Below are 20041 nucleotides of genomic sequence, written 5' to 3'. Positions count from 1 at the left end.
GCGTGGGGCGCCCGGCCGAAGGGATCATGGGAAAGGGCGCGGACGTGTCAGTCCTCGTCGTCGTCGAGTTGCAGCTTGTCGGCGCGCACGCCGGTGTTCGCTCCCCAGTAGTAGATGACGAGCGCAACGGCCGCGACGACGACCGTGTCGTACGGATGCGCGAGCTGGCCCGTGCCGCCGAAGCCGCCGAGGTACGACAGCGCGATCATCGCGGCATAGAACGCGATCAGCCACGCGGACGAGCGCACCTGCTCGGCGAGGCTCAGATGCGCGGTCGGCACCCAGCGGCGGCACGCGAGATAGATCACGAACATCACGATCTGCAGGCCGAGCAGCCAGGACACCGTGCTCCAGCCCGACCAGTAGACGATCAGCGCGGCGATCACGAACGACGCGGGGCCGGTGATGCCGAACGCGCTCGCGCGGAACGGCCGGGGCAGGTCGGGTGCGGTGCGGCGCAGCGCGGCGACCGATACGGGCGCGACCGCATAGCTCAGCACCAGCGCGGCCGACACGATGTTGATCAGCGCTTCCCACGACGGGAACGGCAGCGTCCAGAAGATCGCGAGCCCGAACGTGAGCCACAGGCCCGCGCGCGGAATGCCCGATGCTTCGTCGACGCGCGTGAACACCTTGAAGAACGTGCCAGTCTTGGCCCAGCCGTAGACGACGCGCGGCGTCGCGTTCATGTAGATGTTGCCGCAGCCGCTCGGCGAGATCATCGCGTCGGCGACGACCATCACCGCGAGCCAGCCGACACCGAGCGCCAGCGCGATGTCGCGGTACGGCAGCGAGAACGCCTTGCTCACATCGTGCCAGCCGGCGGCGAGCATTTGCGTAGGGATGCTGCCGATGAACGCGAGCTGCAGCAGCACGTAGATCAGCGTGGACAGCAGGATCGACAGGATCAGCGCGATCGGGATCGTTCGCTGCGGATTGCGCACTTCGCTCGCGACCGACACGATCGGCGTGAGCCCGAGGTACGCGAAGATGATGCCGCCCGCGGACACGGCCATCTCGATGCCCGGCGTGCCGAACGGCGCGAAGCCCTGGATCGTCAGGTTCGCGGGTTTGAAGAACGTGAACAGCACCGCGATCACCGCCAGCGGCACGATGAACTTGAAGATGCTGATGATGTTGTTCGCCTTCGCGAACGTCTTCACGCTCGAATAGTTCAGGTAAAAGAAGAAGCACAGCAGCGCGGCCTGCACGAGCCAGCCGAGCGTGGTCGGGTCGCTCGATCCTTCGACGGTCAGGCCCGGAAACCACGCGGCCGCATACTGGCGCGCGGCGACGACTTCGATCGCGATCAGGCTCGAAAAGGCGATCAGCGTGATGAAGCCCATCAGGTAACCGAGCAGCGGGCCGTGCGAGAACACCGGGTAGCGGACCACGCCGCCCGCGCGCGGCAGCGCGGCGCCGAGTTCGCAGTAGACGATGCCGAGCAGCAGCACCGCGAAGCCGCCGAGCAGCCACGAGAAGATGCCGGCCGGGCCCGCGATCGTCGACACGTGACTCGCGGCGAACAGCCACCCCGAACCGAAAATGGCGCCGAGACCGATGAACGTGAGATCGGTCAGCGACAGCTGTTTCTTGAACTTGCCGTGACCCGCGTCGGGGTGCGCGGAACGGGAAAGCGGGACAGACGGGTGAGCGTTGCCTTGGCCTGGCATGGGCGTGTCTCCTGGAGGAATATCGGCACAGGCTCGAGGTGCGCCGCGCTCCGACGGAGCAGCGGCGCTAGCCTGTCGGCCGGCGTCGCCCGGTTCGATCGACCGGGGCGGGCTGCGGGGCGTTCACGCGCGGCGCGGGCGGGCGCCGGTATGAACGGGGCCCGCAGGCCATGCCGGACCGGAGACGGCGGCGCGCAAGGGGAAAGCCCGCGCGCCGCCGCAGGGGGAGTCGATCAGAGACCGACGTCGGGCAGCGCCGGGCGCGTTTCGAGCGCCTTCGCGACGATGGCCTTCACTTCCGCGAGCGTGTCGCCCTGCAGCGCGAGGCGTGGCGGACGCGTGATCGCGCTGCCGCGGCCGACCAGCTCTTCGCACAGCTTGATGCACTGCACGAGGTCGGGGCGTGCGTCGAGGTGCAGCAGCGGCATGAACCAGCGATACAGCGCGAGCGCTTCGTCGAAACGCTTCTGCTTCGCGAGGCGGAACAGCGTCTCGCCTTCCTTCGGGAACGCGTTCGACATGCCCGACACCCAGCCTTCGGCGCCGACGGCAATGCTCTCGACCACGACGTCGTCGAGGCCCGCGAACAGCACGAAGCGATCGCCTACCGCGTTACGCAGGTCGATGAAGCGGCGCGTATCGCCCGACGAATCCTTGAAGCAGACGATGTTCTCGCAATCCTGCAGCGCGATCAGCACGTCGGGCGTCACGTCGTTCTTGTAGATCGGCGGATTGTTGTAGACCATCACCGGCAGGTCGGTGCTGGTTGCGACTGCGCGGAAGTGTGCGGCGGTTTCGTGCGGCTTCGCCGAGTAGACCAGCGCGGGCATCACCATCACGCCGTCGACACCGACACGCTGTGCTTCACGCACCGTGTTGCGCGCGAATTCGGTCGTGAATTCGGCGATGCCGGCGATCACCGGAATCTTGCCGCCGGCCGCATCACGTGCGGCTTCGATCACCTGGAGCTTCTCGCTCGTCGACAGCGACGTGTTCTCGCCGACCGTGCCGCAGACCACGAGGCCCGATACGCCGTCGTTCACCAGGTTCTTCACCACGCGGTGCGTGGCGTCGATGTCGAGGGAAAAGTCCGGCTTGAACTGGGTGCTGACGGCCGGGAAAACCCCGGTCCACTGAATGGCGTTTCGGCTCACTTCAATCTCCTACGTGTTTGTATCGGTCGGCCGACAGGTGTCGGTGTGGCAACCAGTATCGCCGCGCAAACGCCCATCACGCTTGAGTCGTATCGCGGAGCAAAATGACGAAATCGGCACAGCGGCCGGACGGCGCGGGAAGGGCGCCGCGCACTATGCCGATTTCGTCGTCGTCCTCATCGAAAAGCCACAAGCGGGCGGACGCGCGACGGAGGAAGCTGTGCTCCTTTCCCCACCTCGGACGGCTCATGATGAAGCGCATCCAGATCATCGATTCGCATACGGGCGGCGAACCCACTCGGCTCGTCGTGTCCGGTTTCCCCGCGCTCGGCAGCGGCACGATGGCCGAGCGCCGCGACGTGCTCGCGCGCGAGCACGACCGCTACCGCACCGCCTGCATTCTCGAACCGCGCGGCAGCGACGTGCTGGTCGGCGCGCTGCTGTGCGAACCCGTGTCGCCCGACGCGGCGGCCGGCGTGATCTTCTTCAACAATAGCGGCTATCTCGGGATGTGCGGGCACGGCACGATCGGCGTCGTGCGCACGCTGCACCATATGGGGCGCATCGCGCCCGGCGTGCACCGGATCGAAACGCCCGTGGGCACCGTCGAGGCGACGCTGCACGACGACCTGTCGGTCAGCGTGCGCAACGTGCCCGCGTATCGCCACGCGAAGGGCGTCGCGCTCGACGTGCCGGGTTACGGCCCCGTGAAGGGCGACATCGCGTGGGGCGGCAACTGGTTCTTCCTGATCAGCGACCACGGGCAGCACGTTGCCGGCGACAACGTCGCGGCGCTCACCGCGTATGCGTCGGCCGTGCGCGAAGGGCTCGAACGCGCGGGCATCACCGGCGCGAACGGCGGCGAGATCGACCATATCGAGCTGTTCGCCGACGATCCGGAGCACGACAGCCGCAGCTTCGTACTGTGCCCGGGCCTCGCGTACGACCGTTCGCCGTGCGGCACCGGCACGAGCGCGAAGCTCGCATGCCTCGCGGCCGACGGCAAGCTCGCGCCGGGCGCCGTATGGCGGCAGGCGAGCGTGATCGGCAGCGTGTTCCAGGCGAGCTATGAGCAGGCCGACGGCGGCATCGTGCCGACGATCCGCGGCAGCGCGCACCTGAGCGCGGAAGCGACGTTGCTGATCGAGGAAGACGATCCATTCGGCTGGGGTATTGCGCAGTGAGCGACACGAAGACGGATGTCGTCGTGATCGGCGCCGGCATCGTCGGCGCGGCGTGCGCGCACGAACTCGCGCAGCGCGGGTTGAGCGTGCTCGTCGTCGACGACGCGAGCGGCGGGGCAACCGGCGCGGGCATGGGGCACCTCGTCGCGATGGACGACAACGCGGCCGAACTCGCGCTTAGCCATTACTCGATCGAACTGTGGCGCGCGCTGAGCGGCGAGATGCCCGAAGGGTGCGCGTACCGCAACTGCGGCACGCTGTGGCTCGCCGCCGATGAGCACGAAATGGATCTGGCGCGCGCGAAGCAGGCGGCGCTGGCCGCGCATGGCGTGGCGGGCGAACTGATCGACGCGGCGACGCTCGCTCGACTGGAGCCGATGCTGCGCACGGGCCTGGGCGGTGCACTGAAGATTCCCGGCGACGCGATCCTCTATGCGCCCGTCACCGCGAACTGGCTGCTGCAGCGCGCACCGCGCATCACGTTGCGGCGCGACCGGGCCGTCGCGGTCGATGGCCTGAGCGTGACGCTCGCGAGTGGTGACACGCTGTGCGCGGAGCGGGTGGTGGTCGCGAACGGCGTTGCCGCGCGCACGCTGCTGCCCGAGCTGCCGCTGCGCCCGAAAAAGGGCCATCTGCTGATTACCGACCGCTATCCGGGCCAGGTGTCGCACCAGCTCGTCGAGCTGGGTTACGCCGCGAGCGCGCATGCGAGCGACGGCACGTCGGTCGCGTTCAACGTGCAGCCGCGGCCGACCGGCCAGTTGCTGATCGGTTCGTCGCGCCAGTTCGACACCGAGGACGCGCAAGTCGACCCGCCCGTGCTCGCGCGCATGCTGCGCCGCGCGGTGGGTTATCTGCCGGGCCTGGCCGACCTGAACGGCATTCGCGCATGGACGGGGTTCCGTTCCGCGAGCCCCGACGGGCTGCCGCTGCTCGGCGAGCATCCGGCGCGGCCGGGCGTGTGGCTCGCCGTCGGGCACGAAGGGCTCGGCGTGACGACCGCGCCGGGCAGCGCGCGGCTCGTCGCTGCGCTGATGGCCGGCGAACGGCCGCCCATCGATATCGAACCTTATTTGCCGGGACGCTTCCTGAGCGCGTCCCTCGTAGCCGGAGCGCTGACATGAAACGACCCCCACGCTCACTTCGTTCGCTGCTCCCCGCGGGGGTGGTCAGCCTCCTTGGGGCGGCCCTGCGGAGGCCGTCATGATCATTCATCTTGACGGCCGCGCGCTGACGGTGGCCGACGGCGCGACCGTCGCCGCCGCCGTCGCGGCGAGCGGCGACGACACGACGCGCGTGTCGTGCACGGGTGCGGCGCGTGCGCCGTTTTGCGGGATGGGCATCTGCCAGGAGTGCAGGATGACGATCGACGGTCGCCGCCGGCTGGCCTGCCAGACGCTGTGCCGCGACGGGATGCAGGTGGAGCGCACGCGATGAAACAGGAACGACTGAGCGTCGACGTCGCGATCGTCGGCGCGGGGCCGGCCGGGCTGTCGGCCGCACGGGCCGCCGCGCGCGGCGGTGCGACGGTTGCGATCGTCGACGACAACCCGCGCGCGGGCGGGCAGATCTGGCGGCAACGCGCAGCGGCTGCGCCGCCGTCGGCCGCCGCCGAGCGGCTCGCGGTGTTGCGGCAGCCGAACGTCACGCATCTCGCGGCGACGCGCATCGTCGCCGAAACGCAGCCGGGCACGCTGCTGCTCGAGGACGACGAACGCGGGCTGCTGCTCGACTTCCGCACGCTGATTCTCTGCTGCGGCGCGCGCGAGCTGCTGCTGCCGTTCCCAGGCTGGACGCTGCCGGGTGTCACCGGTGCGGGCGGCTTGCAGGCGTTGATCAAGTACGGCCTCGACGTGCGCGGGCAGCGCACGGTGATCGCGGGCAGCGGGCCGCTGCTGCTGGCGAGCGCGGCGACGGCCCGTCAGGCCGGCGCACGCGTGTCGCACGTGCTCGAACAGGCCGCATGGGGCGACGTGGCCCGTTTCGGGGCGGGGCTGTGGCGCTGGCCGTCGAAGCTCGCGCAGGCCGCGAAGCTCGTCACCGCCGCCTATCGGCCCGATGCGCATGTCGTCGAAGCGTTCGGCGACACGCGGCTCGAACGCGTGCGGATTCGTCAGGGCGATCGCGAGTTCGACGTCGACTGCGACCGGCTCGCGTGCGGCTTCGGCCTCGTGCCGAACACCGTGTTGCCGAGCCATCTCGGCTGCCGGATCGACAACGGTGCGGTGGCGGTCGATGTGCACCAGCGGACGAGCCGTGACGGGGTTTTCGCGGCGGGCGAGTGTACGGGCGTCGGCGGCAGCGAACTGGCGATGGTCGAAGGCGAAATCGCCGGTTTGGCGGCGACGGGGCAGACGGCGCCGCTGGCTGCGCTCGTCGCGCAGCGGGCGCACTGGCAGGTGTTTGCCGATGCCGTACGCGAGCGCTTTGCGATCCGCGAGCCGATCCGCCGGCTCGCGCGGGCCGACACGTTGCTGTGCCGTTGCGAGGACGTGCGTTTCGATGCCGTCGCGCAAGCGCCGGGCTGGACGGCCGCGAAACTGCAGTCCCGCTGCGGGATGGGCGCGTGTCAGGGCCGCGTGTGCGGCGCAGCCGCGCAGGCGCTGTTCGGCTGGACCCCGCCGGTGCCGCGCACGCCGCTCGTGCCCGCGCGGGTCGGCACGCTGATGCTGGACGGTACCGCATCCTGCGACGGCGCGTGATGCTTTGCGTCGTCACTGCAACGCGGCCCGGTTGACGCCGGGCCGCGCCACTTTCAGTCCACCTCTGCTTTTTGCCATCCGCCGACCTGCGGTGCCGCACAGGCGCGCAGGCACTCGATCGTCGCGGCCACGGCCGCGCGATTCGCACTGTCGGGGTGCCAGTACATCGACACCGCGCCCTGGCCTTCGAGCCGCATCGGCAGGATCCGGATCGCGTTCAATTGCTCGAAGCGTTGCGCAGCGCGGTGCGATGCCACGCCGAGCAGATCGGTATTGTTCAGCAGCGTGAGGTTGAGGATCGACGAATTCGATTCGACGCAGTGCGGCGGCCGCACGCGGCCGGCGGCCGACAGCGCGGCCTCCAGCGCATTGTGCACGGGTGTGCCCGACGGCCACACGATCCACGAGTAGGCGAGCACGTCGTTCCAGCCGACCGACGTCGCACCGGCGAGCGCATGGCCGGGCCGCGCGACGAACACGACCGGATCGACATACAACGCTTCGGCATGCAGCAGCGGATCGACGGATGTCGACCCCGAGCGGCCCACGACGATATCCAGTTCGCTGCGGGCGAGTTGCGGCATCAGCTGGTTCATCGTGCTTTCGGTGAGCCGCACCTGCGCGCGCGGCATCCGCTTCAGCAACTGCGACACCGCGAGCGGCACCGTATCGGCCGCGGCCACGCCCGACGTGCCGATCGTCACGAGGCCGCTGCCGCCTTCCCGCAGCGCGGCCATGTCGTCGCGCGCGACGTCGAGCTGCGCTTCGACACGGCGTGCATGCTCGATCAGCGCTTCGCCGTACGGTGTCGGCCGCAGGCCGCGCGCATGCCGCTCGAACAGCGGCAGCCCGACATCCTCTTCCAGTTCCTTCAGCCATTTCGACAGCGCGGGCTGCGTGGTCGCGAGCGCAACCGCCGACTGGCTCAGATTGCCGGTGCCGGCAAGGCTCAACAGTACCTGCAGATGCCGCAGTCGCAGCCGGTGGGTCCAGTCCATCGCATGCCTCGTCGCGTGTAGGTATATCCGAAAACATATGGATCAGATGATTTGACCATTTTACCGGGTATGTCTGGGTCGAATATAAATCAGCTGACGGACTGTTTCGTGGTCCTCGCCCCGACATAGCGCCGACGCCGATCGGCCGACTGCAAGGAGACATCATGACGACCTACCCGGACGCGTCGCGCGCCGCCTACTACGCACGGATCGCCGAGCAACGCCTGGCGCCGCTGTGGGAATCGCTGCACAACCTCGTGCCGAAATCCCCGCAGCCGGCCGCGCAGGCCGCAATCTGGAAGTACGCGCAGGTGCGCGACCTCGTGATGCAGGCCGGCAGCGTGATCAGTGCGGAAGAGGCCGTGCGCCGCGTGCTGGTGCTGGAAAACCCCGGGCTGCCCGGCAAGTCGAGCATGACGCCGACCCTGTACGCGGGGCTGCAGCTGATCCTGCCGGGCGAGATCGCGCCGAGCCACCGGCATACGCAGTCGGCGCTGCGCTTCATCGTCGAAGGGCGCGGCGCGTGGACGGCCGTGAACGGCGAGCGCACGACGATGCATCCGGGCGACTTCATCATCACGCCGTCGTGGGCATGGCACGACCACGGCAACCCGGCGGAGGAAGCGGGCGGCGAGCCGGTCGTGTGGCTCGACGGGCTCGACATCCCGTTGCTCGCGAACCTCGACGCAGGCTTCGCGGAGAACTACCCGGAAGCCGTGCAGCCCGTGAATCGCGCGGAAGGCGACAGCTTCGCGCGCTTCGGTCACAACATGGTGCCGGTGCGGCACCGCGTGAGCGATCCGACGTCGCCGATCTTCAGCTATCCGTATGCACGCACCCGCGAGGCGCTCGACGCGCTGTACCGGAACGGCGAGCTCGACGCGTGGGACGGCGTGAAGCTGCGCTACGTCAACCCCGCGACGGGCGGCTGGCCGATGCCGACGATCGCCACCTTCATGCAGTTCCTGCCTGCCGGTTTCGACGGCCGCACGTACCGCAGCACCGACGCGACGATCTACTGCGTCGTCGAAGGCAGCGGTACCGCGCATATCGGCGGCAACGCCTTCGAATTCGAGCCGCACGACATCTTCGTCGCGCCGTCGTGGGCGCCCGTGCGGCTGTCTGCGTCGTCCGACAGCGTGCTGTTCAGCTATTCCGACCGGCCCGTGCTGTCCGCGCTGAACCTGCTGCGCGAAGCGCGCGACTGACGCCGGCCGGCTTCGACGCTTCGTTTCCCGTTTTCCGTTTTCCGCGCGCCGTCGCCGTGGCGCACTCCTTTATTCGTATTCACGCTGGAGCCATTCATGACTTTCGTTTTCCCGCCCGAAGCGCCCGTGGCGCTCCCCGTCGCCGGCAGCGACGCGCAGTTCGCGGTACGTCGCGTCTATTGCGTCGGCCGCAACTACGCGGCCCATGCACGTGAAATGGGCTTCGATCCCGATCGCGAGCCGCCGTTCTTCTTCTGCAAGCCCGCCGATTCGATCGTGCCGGTCGCGTACGGCGACACGCTCGATCTCGCGTATCCGTCGCAGACGCAGAACTATCACTACGAAGCCGAGCTCGTCGCGGTGATCGGCAAGGGCGGCTCGGACATTCCGCTCGAGCGTGCGCTCGAACACGTGTGGGGCTATGCGGTCGGCCTCGACATGACGCGCCGCGACCTGCAGATGAAGATGCGCGAGATGGGCCGGCCGTGGGAGATCGGCAAGGCATTCGACCGCTCCGCGCCGATCGGGCCCGTGCATCCGGCGAGCGACGTCGGTCACTTCGAGCAGGGCGGCCTGTGGCTGACCGTCAATGACGCGACGAAGCAGAAGAGCGACGTGTCGCACCTGATCTGGTCGGTCGCGGAAACGGTGGCCGACCTGTCGAAGTTCTTCCGCCTCGAACCGGGCGACGTGATCTTCACGGGCACACCCGAAGGCGTCGGCGCGGTGGTCGCGGGCGACGTGATGAAGGTCGGCTTCGAACGGCTCGGTGAACTGACCGTTCGCGTGGTCTGACGCATCTTCCTCGAAAGGCGACATCGTGCAACTGCATAGCTTCTTCAATAGTTCGACATCCTACCGGGTGCGCATCGCGCTCGCGCTGAAAGGGCTGCCTTACGACACGCTGCCGGTCAACATCCGCACCGGCGAGCATCGCGAGGCGGCGTACGTCGCGAACGTGAACCCGTCGGCCGCGGTGCCGGCGCTGGTCGATGGGGATTTCCGTCTCGGGCAGTCGCTCGCGATCCTCGATTACCTCGACCAGATCCAGCCGGCGCCTCGACTGATTCCGCTCGAACTGCGCCATCGTGCCCGCGTGCTGGAGCTCGCGACGCTGATCGCATGCGACATCCATCCGCTCAACAACCTGCGCGTGCTGCGCTATCTCGACAGCGAACTGAAGGTCGCGCCGCAGCAGAAGACCGCGTGGTACCGGCACTGGATCGCGGAAGGGATGGCCGGCGTCGAGCGGCTGCTCGCGCGTGCCGCGGAGGGCCCGTGGTGCTTCGGCGACACGCCGACGCTCGCCGACGTATGCCTCGTGCCGCAGGTCGCGAACGCGTTGCGGATGGATTGCGACCTGAGCGCGTATCCGCGCAGCCTCGCGGTTTATGAACACGCGCGGCACGAGCCGGCGTTCGACGCGGCGCAGCCGCAGCGGCAACCGGATTTCGTCGCGTAACACGAAGCAGGAGACAGACATGGGCGAGACAAAACACAACGGCCGGCGCGTGCTGGTGATCGGCGGGGGCATCGGCGGGCTCGCGACGGCGCTCGCGCTCGCGCGCCAGGGCATCCGCGTGAAGCTGCTCGAACAGGCAGATCGGATCGGCGAGATCGGCGCGGGGATCCAGCTCGCGGCGAACGCATTCAACGCGCTCGACGCGCTGGGCGTCGGCGAGGCTGCGCGCAGCCGGGCGGTGTTCACCGACTGGCTGCAACTGATGGATGCGGTCGATGCGCGCGAGGTGGCGCGCGTCGATACGGGCGTCGCATACCGCGAGCGCTTCGGCAATCCGTATGCGGTGATTCATCGAGCGGACATTCACCTGTCGATCTACGAGGCGGTCAAGGATCATCCGCTGATCGAATTCCGGACGAGCACGCAGGTGTGCGGCTTCGAGCAGGACGGCAACGGCGTGACCGTGACCGACCAGCACGGCGAGCGTTATCGCGCGGATGCGGTGATCGGCTGCGATGGCGTGAAATCCGCGATCCGCCACGCGCTGATCGGCGACGCGCATCGCGTGACGGGCCACGTCGTGTATCGCGCGGTGGTCGACGTCGAGAACATGCCGAAGGACCTGCAGATCAATGCGCCGGTGGTATGGGCCGGCCCGCATTGCCATCTCGTCCACTATCCGCTGCGCGGCGGGCGGCAGTACAACCTCGTCGTCACGTTCCACAGCCGCGAGCAGGAAACCTGGGGCGTGCGCGAGGGCAGCAAGGAGGAAGTGCTGTCGTACTTCGACGGCGTCCATCCGCTGCCGAAGCAGATGCTCGACCGGCCGACGTCGTGGAAGCGCTGGGCGACCGCCGATCGCGATCCGGTCGAACGCTGGAGCGAAGGCCGTGCGACGGTGCTCGGCGACGCCGCGCATCCGATGACGCAATACATCGCGCAGGGCGCGTGCCAGGCGCTCGAGGACGCGGTGACGCTCGGCGCGGCCGTGGCACGGACCGACGGCAATTTCGAGGCAGCGTTCGCGCTGTACGAGCGTGCGCGGATTCCGCGCACCGCGCGCGTGCTGTATTCGGCGCGCGAGATGGGGCGGATCTATCACGCGAAGGGCGTCGAGCGGCAGGTGCGCAACGGGCTCTGGGTCGGCCGCACGCAGGCGCAGTTCTACGACGCGCTCGACTGGCTGCACGGCTGGCGCGCGGAGGATTGCCTGAATTCCGTCGCTTGAGGCGGCACGGTTAGCCCGATTCCGGCGGCGCGCATTTCAACGACACGACGCGCGACCGCCTTCCTGGAGGAGACATCATCATGGCCGATACGCTGTCCATCGACGTCAGCGAATGGATCGACCGGCATCGCGTGGCGCCGTTTCAGGCCGCGATCGTCGTTCTGTGCTTTCTGATCGTCGCGATCGACGGATTCGATACCGCATCGATCGGGTTCATCGCCCCCGTCATCCGTGCGGAATGGGGCCTGTCGCCCGCGCAGCTCGCGCCGGTGTTCGGCGCGGGGCTCGCCGGGCTGATGGCCGGTGCGCTCGTGTTCGGGCCGTTCGGCGACCGGTTCGGCCGCAAGCGGCTGCTGCTCGCGTGCGTGGCGTGCTTCGGCATCGCGAGCGCCGCGTCGGCGAGCGCGGGCGGCCTGACCGAGCTGATCGCGTGGCGCTTCGTGACCGGGCTCGGGCTTGGCGGCGCGATGCCCAATGCGATCACGCTGACGTCTGAATACTGCCCGGCGCGACGCCGTTCGCTGCTGGTGACGACGATGTTCTGCGGCTTCACGATCGGTTCCGCACTCGGTGGGCTCGCGGCTGCGTCGTTGATCGAGCATCACGGCTGGCGGTCGGTGCTCATCGTCGGCGGGGCCGCGCCGTTGTTGCTGCTGCCGGTGCTCGCGTGGCGGCTGCCGGAGTCGGTGCGCTATCTCGTCAACACCGGCGCGGCGCGCGAACGGATCGCGGCGATGCTCGGTCGTATCGCGCCGGATCCCCATCTTCTGAACGCGTCGTTCATCGCGCCTGCCGGCAAGCCGGCCGGATCGCCGCTCGGCCGTCTGTTCAGCGCCGACCTGCTGCGCGGCACGCTGCTGCTGTGGCTCGCGTTCTTCATGAGCCTGCTCGTGATCTACCTGCTGTCGAGCTGGCTGCCGACGCTGCTGCGCACGACCGGCGCGACGCTGCAGACGGCCGCGCGCGTGACCGCGATGTTCCAGATCGGCGGCACGCTCGGCGCGATCGTCCTCGGCGGGCTGATGGACCGTTTCGATCCGCATCGCGTACTGGCCTGCAGCTATACGGCGGCCGGCGTATTCGTCGCCGCGATCGGCGCGCTTGCCGCGTCGCCGTGGGGCGCCGCGCTCGCCGTGTTCGCGGCCGGCTTCTGCGTGTCGGGGTCTCAGGTTGGCGCGAACGCACTGTCGGCTGCGTTCTATCCGACCGAGTGCCGCACCACCGGCGTGAGTTGGGCGAACGGGATCGGCCGTGGCGGCTCGGTCGTCGGATCGATGGCGGGTGGCGCGATGCTGGCGATGGGCGTGCCGTTGTCGACTGCGTTTGCCGTCGTCGCGGCGCCGTGCGTGATCGCGGGGATGGCGGTGCTGGCGCTCGGCGTGGTCCGTGCCGAGTCGACGCGCGTGACTGCCGCGAAGGCGATGGCGGGCGAGCAGGCCTGAGCGAAGGAGGGGGCAAGGCCGCCTGTCGGCAAGCGGCATGGGATTTCATTACACTGAGTGATATAATATTGACTCTTTAATTGTCTTCCCGCGCCGATGAACGACGATCTTTCCACCGGGTTGCCGGAACCCGACCAGATGCGCGCGGCCGCCGAATCGGCCTGCGCGCTGCTCAAGGTGCTGTCGAATCCCGACCGGCTGCTGCTGCTTTGCGAACTGTCTCAGGGCGAGCGATGCGTCAGCGATCTCGAGACAGCGCTGGATATCCGCCAGCCGACCCTGTCGCAACAGCTCGGCGTGTTGCGGGACAACGCGCTCGTTCGCACGCGCCGCGACGGCAAGAACATCCACTATTCGCTCGACAGCCCGGCCGCGATCGCGGTGATGGGCGTGTTGTACGAACAATTCTGCGGCCCGGCCGCGAAGGGGCGGCGCGATGCAGCTTGATGCGCTTCATTTCACGCCGTGGCTGTCGCTGGCCGGCGGCGTGCTGATCGGGCTCGCGGCCGCGTGGCTCGTCGCATTCAACGGCCGGATTGCCGGCATCAGCGGCATCGTCGGCGGTCTGCTCACGGCACGCGCGGGCGAGCGCAACTGGCGCGCCGCATTCGTCGCCGGGCTGATCGCCGCACCGCTCGTGATGCAGGTCGCCGGGAGCCGCCTGACGCCGCAGGTCGACGCAGGGTGGTTCGAATTGATGGCGGCCGGGCTGCTGGTCGGCGTCGGCACGCGCTATGCAGGCGGCTGCACGAGCGGCCACGGCGTGTGCGGGATGTCGCGCGGGGCGCTGCGCTCGGTGGTCGCGACGGTGGTCTTCATGGTCGCAGGGTTCGTGACCGTCTTCGTGCGACGGCACGTGCTGGGAGGCTGACATGCAGGCAGGATTCGCGTTTCTGGCTGGGCTGCTGTTCGGCATCGGCCTCATCGTGTCGGGCATGGCCAATCCGCAGAAGGTGCTCGGCTTTCTCGACCTGGCGGGCCGCTGGGATCCGTCGCTCGCATTCGTGATGGCCGGCGCGATCGGCGTGGCCGTGTTCGCGTTCGCATGGGCGAAGCGCCGGACGCGGACGTGGCTCGGCTTGCCGATGCAGTTGCCGGCCGTGCGGGCGATCACGGTGCGCCTGGTTGCCGGAAGTGCCGTGTTCGGCATCGGCTGGGGGATCGCCGGGTTCTGCCCGGGGCCCGCGATCGTGTCGATCGGTTTCGGATCGGCGAAGGGGATCGTGTTCGTCGTCGCGATGCTGGCAGGGATGGCGGTGTTCGAGTGGCTCGAGCGTCGCGGGAGCGGGCGATGATGTCGTGATCGTCGCGTGGCAGGGGGAGAGACGGTTGAACCGGTCAAAGTCGGTTGATTCGTATGAGCGCGGTCGAACCGGATCGCGTCAGATCTTCGCCGAATGATGCGGTGGCAGCCTGACGCTCCTCGGTGACGTGGCATATCGCCGTTTCAGGAATGCTCGCGTACTTGATGGCCTCCGCGTATCCGTCCGGACAGCCGGCGCAGGATCGCGCGCCACCATGCCGCGAGCACGCCGGGCTGTTCGTCTGGTTCCACGACCGCCGTACTGACCGCGCCGGTGCCGCCGGCCGACAGCGCCACATGACCGGCCGTCTCGAGCGTCAGGCATTCGCCTTCGTCGAGCAGGCGGCGAATGTGCTGCGGCGCGTCGGGCAGCCAGTCGAGCCCGCCATGGCGCAGCGTGACCGCCAGCGCGCCGTCCAGCACGATGACCTGGCTGCCCTTGTCGAACCACGCAAAGTGGCTTTGCCCGGCGTCGAGGCGGATGTGATGCGTCTGCATGGCGATTCCCTTTCCCGGTTGCGCGGCCTCGCGACGGCGAGGCGACTGCGTGCAATCAGGTTAGGGAAACGGGCACCGGCACGACAGATTCAGGGGCCGGGAATCTGTTGCGGTGCAGGCGACGATTTTGTGTCGCTGTATCGGTGCGTTTCCCCGGAATCTGTATCTGGCGTGAGATCGGCCGTGCGGGCACGATCGCCTGCATGACGCTTTTCGCCGATTCATCCCGCCTGCCTTTGCCCATGGACGGCGAGCCGCTTTACGAACGGCTCGCCGAGCATTACCGCCGCATCATCGCGGCCGGCACGCTGTCGCCGGGCGACCGGATGCCGTCGGTGCGCGCGTTCATGGCACAGCACGGCGTGAGCCTGTCGACCGCGATCCAGGCGTTCCGGCGGCTCGAGGATACCGGCTGGTGCGAAGCGAAGCCGCGCTCCGGCTACTTCGTGCGGCGCCGCGCGTCGGCCGCGCTCGAAACGCTGCCGGAAAGCGACGGGCCGCCGCTGAGCGTCGAGCCGCCGTTCGCGGGGCTGCACGAACGCGTGTCGCGCGTGATCGACCGCGCGAACGCGGCACCCGATGCGCTGAACCTCGGCGGCGCGTCCGCGCTGGCCACGCTGTATCCGGCCGAGCGCCTGCAGGCGCTCGCCATCCGGTTGTTGCGGCGCAAGCCCACGTTGCTGACCGATGCCGGGCCCGTTGGCGGTTCGCCCGAATTCCGGCAGACGATGGCCAAGCGCGCGCTGTCGTACGGCGTGACGGTGACGCCGGACGACGTGATGTCGACGAGCGGCGGCGTCGATGCCATGAATCTTGCGTTGCGCGCGGTGTCGCGCCCGGGCGACACGATCGCGATCGAATCGCCGGCCTTCTTCGGCTTGATCCAGTTGCTCGAAAGCCTCGGCCTGCGTGCGCTCGAAATCCCGGCCAGCCCGACAGCCGGCCTGTCGATCGAGGCGCTCGAAGTGGCGCTGACCGCGTACCCGGACATCCGGGCGGTGGTCGTCGTGCCGAACCTGCAGAACCCGCTCGGCTGCGTGATGCCCGACGAGCGCAAGGCTGCGCTCGTCTCGCTTTGCTCGCGCCATGGCGTGGCCGTGATCGAGGACGAGCCTTATCGCGAGCTCGTCGAGGCGCCGCAGCCGGTCAAGCCGGTGAAGGCATGGGACCGCGACGGCACGGTGATTTACTGCCCGTCGTTCAACAAGGTGCTGGCCCCGGGGATGCGGTTGGGCTGGATAAGCGCGGGGCGCTGGCACGCGCGCGTGAAGATGCTGAAGTTCGCGCACAGCCGGCACAACGCCGCGTTGCTGCAGGCCGTTGCCGCCGAATTCGTGGGCTCGGGCGCGTTCGATCGCCATCTGCACCGGTTTCGCGAACAGTTGCGCGTGCAGCGCGACGTGACGATCGATGCGATTGCGCGGCATTTCCCGGCCGGAACCCGGATGAACCAGCCGCCGGGCGGGATGCTGCTGTGGATCGCGCTGCCGGACGGCGTGCGCTCCGAGGCGCTGTTCGACGCCGCGCTGGCGAACGGAGTCAGGATCGCGCCCGGTTCGATCTTCTCGAACTCCGACCGCTTCGACGGCTATATCCGGCTCGCATGCACGCGCGTGTTCGATGCGGCGCACGAAGCGGCATTCCAAACGCTCGGGCGCCTCGTACGGGAAGCCACCGCGGCCACGTAAGCGCGGTGTCGGACGGCCGGGCTGGCGAATTCGCGAGCCCCGCAGCTTTCCGGGCCATCGACACGGCCAGCCGCCGCCATTTCATCGGCTGGCCGAGTGCGTAGCGAGGTGCTGGCGGATCAGCGACAGGTAACGATCACCGACCGAGAAATCGCGTGCGGCGCGCGGCCGTTCGGCCTGGCGCAGCGTGGCCGGTGCGCTCATGCCCAGATACCGGCATACGGCGGACGGGAAGGGCTTGCGCGTATGCCCGAGCTGGCGAGCCGCGCGCTCGACGCGGGCATCACCGACTTGAGCGCGGAGCCACGCCAGCACTTGGCGATCGGCTTCGTTGACGATACGAACCAGATGTTCCATCGCGCACCTCACTGTTCATAAATACAGTACTGTAAATATAACCAGTGTTTGCGGTGACCGCAAGCGGGTACGTCCAGGCTGGCCGTTCGGCCAGGTCAGCGAGCCGGCACGGCAGTTCGGATGATCGGGACAGAAGCGGCAGCGGGCGCCACAGGGGCGGCAACCTTCGTATAGCGCGCGTCGGTCAGCGTGCCGAGGAACGCGACGATGTCGTCGATTTCCGCGTCGCTCAACGCGGGCGGCGTGCCGGGCCGGCGGTTCATCGGCGTCGAGTTGACGTTGATGTTGCCGCGATAGGCGGCCGGCACGTCGTCGAATGTTCTGGCCCCGTGATACCAGAAGCTCGGGTCGGTTGAGCGCGTGTTGTAGAACGCGACCGCGTCGCGCAGCGTCGTGAACACGCCGTTGTGCATGAACGTCTGCTTGACCGCGACATTGCGCAGCCCCGGCGTGCGCAGATAGCCACACCATTGCGTCGGCTCGGGCCAGCGCAGCCGCCGTGCGGTGTCGCACAGCCCGTTGTCGAAATGGCGCGGATCGCGGTTCGCCGGCAGCGCGCGGTTGCGCGGCACCGCGATCGCGTCGTAGCCGAAATCGGTGAAGAGCGAACGCTCCGGGCGGCTCGATGTTTCCGACAGCGTGTGGCAGCTCATGCAGTTGCCCTTGTCGGGATTCCGGAACAGTGCGAGGCCGCGCATCTCGGCCGGCGCCAGCGGCTTGCGCGTACGCAGGAACGCATCGAAACGCGACGCGAACGGCGCCATCTCGTCGCTCTGCAGATAGGCTTCGACGGCCAGGCCCATCGCGCGCACCAGTTGCTCGGGATCGCGCCGCACCGGCGCGCCGAAGCGCGCGGCGAGATCGGCCGCGAGTTCGGTCGCGTCGACCTTGCGCAGCAGCGCGGCCGGCGACCGGTTGTTCATCTCGTTCGGATCGAAGAGCGGCCCGCGGATCTGCTCGGCGAGCGTATCCGCGCGGCCGTCGCTGAACAGGCCGCCGAACGGCGACGGCGCGGGTGCGTCGTCATCCTGGTAGAAGTGGCGGCGCGGCACGTAGCGCACATAAAGCAGCGACGGTGCGTTGCGCTGGCTGAAGCGCCCGGGCCGGCTGCCTTCCGGCACGCCGGGCCCCGCGAGCGAGGCGGCCGACAGCGTCGGCGCGAACGCGCGGCCCGGATCGTGGCAGCCTGCGCACGACATGCCGCGCGGCTCGGACAACCGCGGATCGAAGAAGATCCGGCGGCCGAGCGCGACGAGCGTCGGGTCGGGCGCGAAGCGCGCGGTCGCCGCATCGATCTTGCCGGCCACCTGCGGCGTGCCGTTGCCGATCGTGTCGACGATGCGCGAAGGCGGCGCACCAGGAAGCAGGACCGTTTCGGCCGGCGCGGCATGAGCGGCGAGCGTCAGGCCGGCAAGCACGGCCGCCGTGGCCAGCGCGCGCAGCATTTGCAGGCCGCCTGCAGCGCGGCCGTCACATCGAGCGCCTTCGCTCACGGCGCAATGAATCCCGTCTTGTCGCAGGCGAGCGTCGTGCCCGACTGGTTGCACGACGCGAGCAGCTTGCCGGCCGCCGAATACGCGTGGAACACCCAGCCGGTCGCCGGCGCGGCGCGGCGTTCCATGATCAGGAAACCGAAGCTGTTGTGGTGCGACAGCCGCTCGATCACGGCGCCCGGTGCGGGCGTCAGGCCGGCCGGGAACGGGTCGGGCAGCGCGACGTCGAGATTGTCGCCGCCGTTGCCGGACACGATCGTCGCCGGATGCCCGGACGAGAAGTTGATCGCCTGGAAGTCGTGCACGTGCCCGTGCAGCGCGACGTGCACGCCGGGCGGGTAGTACGCCTGCGCGTTGAGGCTCGACATCACCGACTGCAGCGCGAGGTTGCCCGGTGCGGGCGTGCTGCCGGCGATCGGTGCGAACGCGAGGATCGGATGGTGGTTCGTGAAGATCGTCGTCGTCATGCCGGCCTTCGACGCGAGCGCGGCGACCGTCTGGAACTGCTTCTGGTAGATGCCGAATTGCGCGTCGGTCGTCTTGAGCGGCGTGCGGCCGACCTTCGCCGTGTCGAACACGATCACCTGCGAGCCGCCGCCGAGCGCCACAGCATAGGGTTCCGAATAGTTCGCGTTGTTGTCGTTGGCCGGATCGTCGCACGAGCGCGCGGCCGAATACGGGCGCGGATCGAGGAAGCGGAACCAGCCCTGGCCCGCCCGCGCGCATTCCTCGTGGTTGCCGCGCACGACGACCCACGGCGCCTTCGCAAGCAGCGGGGCGGCCGGACGGAACAGGTCGGCCTGCCACGTATCCCAGCCGTAGCCCCACGGGCTGTCCTTGCAGCCGGCGATGTCCGGCGGGCACGCGTTCTCGCGATAGTGGTAGTCGCCGATGTGCATCACGAGATCGGGCGACAGCTTCGCGACGCTGGCCGCGATCGTGTCGAGCGGCCAGACCGATGCGTCGTTGCACGCCTGCCACGCGTTGTCGGCTTTCTTCATGCGGCAGCCGGTGTCGGCGATGATCGCGATGCGTTGCGGCTGCGCTTTCGGCAGCGGCAGCGTGCGGCCGGCGACGCTCGCCGCCTGCGCGCCGGCCGGCAGCGTCATCTCGCAGACGGACACCGGGAAGCTCGACGGCTTCGAATCGGACGGATCGCTGGCGGTGGGCCGCTGGGCGAGGGTCGCGGCGCCTGCGCGCAGGGACATGCGCGACAGCTTGCCGTCGACGGTCAGTTGCGGGCACAGCGGATCGCCGGCCGACGCGGGCGCATAGTTCGTGATGACGCGTGCGATCGCCTGGTTCGCATCGCCGATCTCGACCCATGCGGCCTGGACGTTGACCGACGCACTCGCCGGATCGGCCGGCGAATCGATGTGGTTCGAGCACGCGGACAGCGCGGCGAGCGCAACAAGAGGGGCGCAGCGCACGAGCAGCGCGCGCGTGAGGAATCGTCGCATGGGAGGCACCGTAGGAAAGTCGTCAACGATACGCAGCGCGAATGTAAGAAATGTGAAAAGGAGGACGGCGGGTCGTACACGGGTTGGGCGCCGACATTGCGACGGCAGGTCGCGGCCGGGGCCTTGACCTCAAGCCGGCTTGAAGCAGCAAAGTGCGAGGCACGATCAACGAACCAGAAGGGGAATCGACG

The 20041-nt window shown here is 68.7% G+C and carries 20 protein-coding genes; 13 read left to right on the top strand and 7 right to left on the bottom strand.

Going from position 1 to position 20041, the window contains the following annotated elements:
• Positions 1 to 47: 47 nt before the first annotated feature.
• Positions 48 to 1673: an APC family permease gene (locus C5O79_RS29690; protein WP_124494554.1), complete on the bottom strand. Its 1626-nt coding sequence runs from the start codon at positions 1671 to 1673 to the stop codon at positions 48 to 50.
• Positions 1674 to 1906: 233 nt separating this feature from the next.
• A complete protein-coding gene (locus C5O79_RS29680; RefSeq protein WP_006484863.1) occupies positions 1907 to 2827 on the bottom strand; it encodes a dihydrodipicolinate synthase family protein in 921 nt (306 codons plus the stop codon).
• Between the two features lie 251 nt (positions 2828 to 3078).
• Here C5O79_RS29680 and C5O79_RS29675 point away from each other — a divergent pair, with 251 nt between their 5' ends.
• The 4 genes from C5O79_RS29675 (at position 3079) to C5O79_RS29660 (ending at position 6713) form a co-directional block, all read left to right on the top strand.
• The gene (locus C5O79_RS29675) at positions 3079 to 4011 is read left to right on the top strand and encodes a 4-hydroxyproline epimerase (protein ID WP_131932019.1); all 933 of its coding nucleotides are present in this window, start codon (positions 3079 to 3081) and stop codon (positions 4009 to 4011) included.
• The gene (locus tag C5O79_RS29670) at positions 4008 to 5135 is read left to right on the top strand and encodes an FAD-dependent oxidoreductase (protein ID WP_131931999.1); all 1128 of its coding nucleotides are present in this window, start codon (positions 4008 to 4010) and stop codon (positions 5133 to 5135) included. The genes C5O79_RS29675 and C5O79_RS29670 overlap by 4 nt, the downstream gene beginning before the upstream one ends.
• A gap of 79 nt (positions 5136 to 5214) precedes the next feature.
• A complete protein-coding gene (locus C5O79_RS29665) occupies positions 5215 to 5448 on the top strand; it encodes a 2Fe-2S iron-sulfur cluster-binding protein (protein WP_012338331.1) in 234 nt (77 codons plus the stop codon).
• The gene (locus tag C5O79_RS29660; protein WP_131931997.1) at positions 5445 to 6713 is read left to right on the top strand and encodes an FAD/NAD(P)-binding oxidoreductase; all 1269 of its coding nucleotides are present in this window, start codon (positions 5445 to 5447) and stop codon (positions 6711 to 6713) included. The genes C5O79_RS29665 and C5O79_RS29660 overlap by 4 nt, the downstream gene beginning before the upstream one ends.
• A gap of 53 nt (positions 6714 to 6766) precedes the next feature.
• Here the strand turns inward: C5O79_RS29660 and C5O79_RS29655 are convergent, their stop codons facing one another.
• Positions 6767 to 7711 (bottom strand): LysR substrate-binding domain-containing protein, encoded by a 945-nt coding sequence (locus C5O79_RS29655; protein WP_131931995.1) that lies wholly within the window; start codon positions 7709 to 7711, stop codon positions 6767 to 6769.
• Positions 7712 to 7875: 164 nt separating this feature from the next.
• On the opposite strand from C5O79_RS29655, the gene gtdA reads away from it, so the two are divergent.
• The 8 genes from gtdA (at position 7876) to C5O79_RS29615 (ending at position 14346) form a co-directional block, all read left to right on the top strand.
• Positions 7876 to 8919, top strand: coding sequence for a gentisate 1,2-dioxygenase (gene gtdA / locus C5O79_RS29650; protein WP_047850145.1), 1044 nt, complete (start codon positions 7876 to 7878; stop codon positions 8917 to 8919).
• Positions 8920 to 9015: 96 nt separating this feature from the next.
• Positions 9016 to 9714 carry a fumarylacetoacetate hydrolase family protein gene (locus tag C5O79_RS29645; RefSeq protein ID WP_131931993.1) on the top strand — a complete coding sequence of 233 codons (699 nt, stop codon included), beginning with the start codon at positions 9016 to 9018 and terminating at the stop codon, positions 9712 to 9714.
• Positions 9715 to 9739: 25 nt separating this feature from the next.
• The gene (maiA, locus tag C5O79_RS29640) at positions 9740 to 10381 is read left to right on the top strand and encodes a maleylacetoacetate isomerase (RefSeq protein ID WP_124616433.1); all 642 of its coding nucleotides are present in this window, start codon (positions 9740 to 9742) and stop codon (positions 10379 to 10381) included.
• 19 nt (positions 10382 to 10400) lie between these two features.
• Positions 10401 to 11609 carry a 3-hydroxybenzoate 6-monooxygenase gene (locus C5O79_RS29635; RefSeq protein WP_131931991.1) on the top strand — a complete coding sequence of 403 codons (1209 nt, stop codon included), beginning with the start codon at positions 10401 to 10403 and terminating at the stop codon, positions 11607 to 11609.
• Between the two features lie 80 nt (positions 11610 to 11689).
• The gene (locus tag C5O79_RS29630; RefSeq protein ID WP_131931989.1) at positions 11690 to 13051 is read left to right on the top strand and encodes an aromatic acid/H+ symport family MFS transporter; all 1362 of its coding nucleotides are present in this window, start codon (positions 11690 to 11692) and stop codon (positions 13049 to 13051) included.
• A gap of 96 nt (positions 13052 to 13147) precedes the next feature.
• On the top strand, positions 13148 to 13498 hold the full coding sequence (locus C5O79_RS29625; RefSeq protein WP_046547588.1) for a metalloregulator ArsR/SmtB family transcription factor: 351 nt from the start codon (positions 13148 to 13150) through the stop codon (positions 13496 to 13498).
• A complete protein-coding gene (locus C5O79_RS29620) occupies positions 13488 to 13922 on the top strand; it encodes a YeeE/YedE family protein (protein WP_047850140.1) in 435 nt (144 codons plus the stop codon). Before C5O79_RS29625 ends, C5O79_RS29620 begins: the two co-directional genes overlap by 11 nt.
• 1 nt (position 13923) lies before the next feature.
• A complete protein-coding gene (locus tag C5O79_RS29615) occupies positions 13924 to 14346 on the top strand; it encodes a DUF6691 family protein (protein WP_046547590.1) in 423 nt (140 codons plus the stop codon).
• 152 nt (positions 14347 to 14498) lie between these two features.
• On the opposite strand, the gene C5O79_RS29610 is transcribed toward C5O79_RS29615, so the two are convergent.
• Entirely contained in the window at positions 14499 to 14852 is a 354-nt protein-coding gene (locus C5O79_RS29610; protein WP_047850138.1) for a hypothetical protein, read from the bottom strand.
• Between the two features lie 203 nt (positions 14853 to 15055).
• Between C5O79_RS29610 and C5O79_RS29605 the strand changes: the two genes are divergently transcribed.
• Complete coding sequence (locus C5O79_RS29605) at positions 15056 to 16540, top strand: PLP-dependent aminotransferase family protein (RefSeq protein WP_131931987.1); 1485 nt, start codon at positions 15056 to 15058, stop codon at positions 16538 to 16540.
• Positions 16541 to 16621: 81 nt separating this feature from the next.
• Here the strand turns inward: C5O79_RS29605 and C5O79_RS29600 are convergent, their stop codons facing one another.
• The 3 genes from C5O79_RS29600 to C5O79_RS29590 form a co-directional block, all read right to left on the bottom strand.
• Positions 16622 to 16897: a hypothetical protein gene (locus C5O79_RS29600; protein ID WP_011355479.1), complete on the bottom strand. Its 276-nt coding sequence runs from the start codon at positions 16895 to 16897 to the stop codon at positions 16622 to 16624.
• Between the two features lie 95 nt (positions 16898 to 16992).
• Positions 16993 to 18342, bottom strand: coding sequence for a cytochrome c peroxidase (locus C5O79_RS29595; protein WP_131931985.1), 1350 nt, complete (start codon positions 18340 to 18342; stop codon positions 16993 to 16995).
• A gap of 44 nt (positions 18343 to 18386) precedes the next feature.
• Positions 18387 to 19850 carry a metallophosphoesterase gene (locus C5O79_RS29590; RefSeq protein WP_124494546.1) on the bottom strand — a complete coding sequence of 488 codons (1464 nt, stop codon included), beginning with the start codon at positions 19848 to 19850 and terminating at the stop codon, positions 18387 to 18389.
• Positions 19851 to 20041 lie beyond the last annotated feature (191 nt).

Origin of the sequence: Burkholderia sp. SRS-25, from assembly GCF_004343765.1 — a bacterium.
Classification (GTDB): domain Bacteria; phylum Pseudomonadota; class Gammaproteobacteria; order Burkholderiales; family Burkholderiaceae; genus Burkholderia; species Burkholderia contaminans.
Note: the sequence above shows the minus strand (reverse complement) of the source record. Positions and strands in the feature narration are given on the sequence as shown.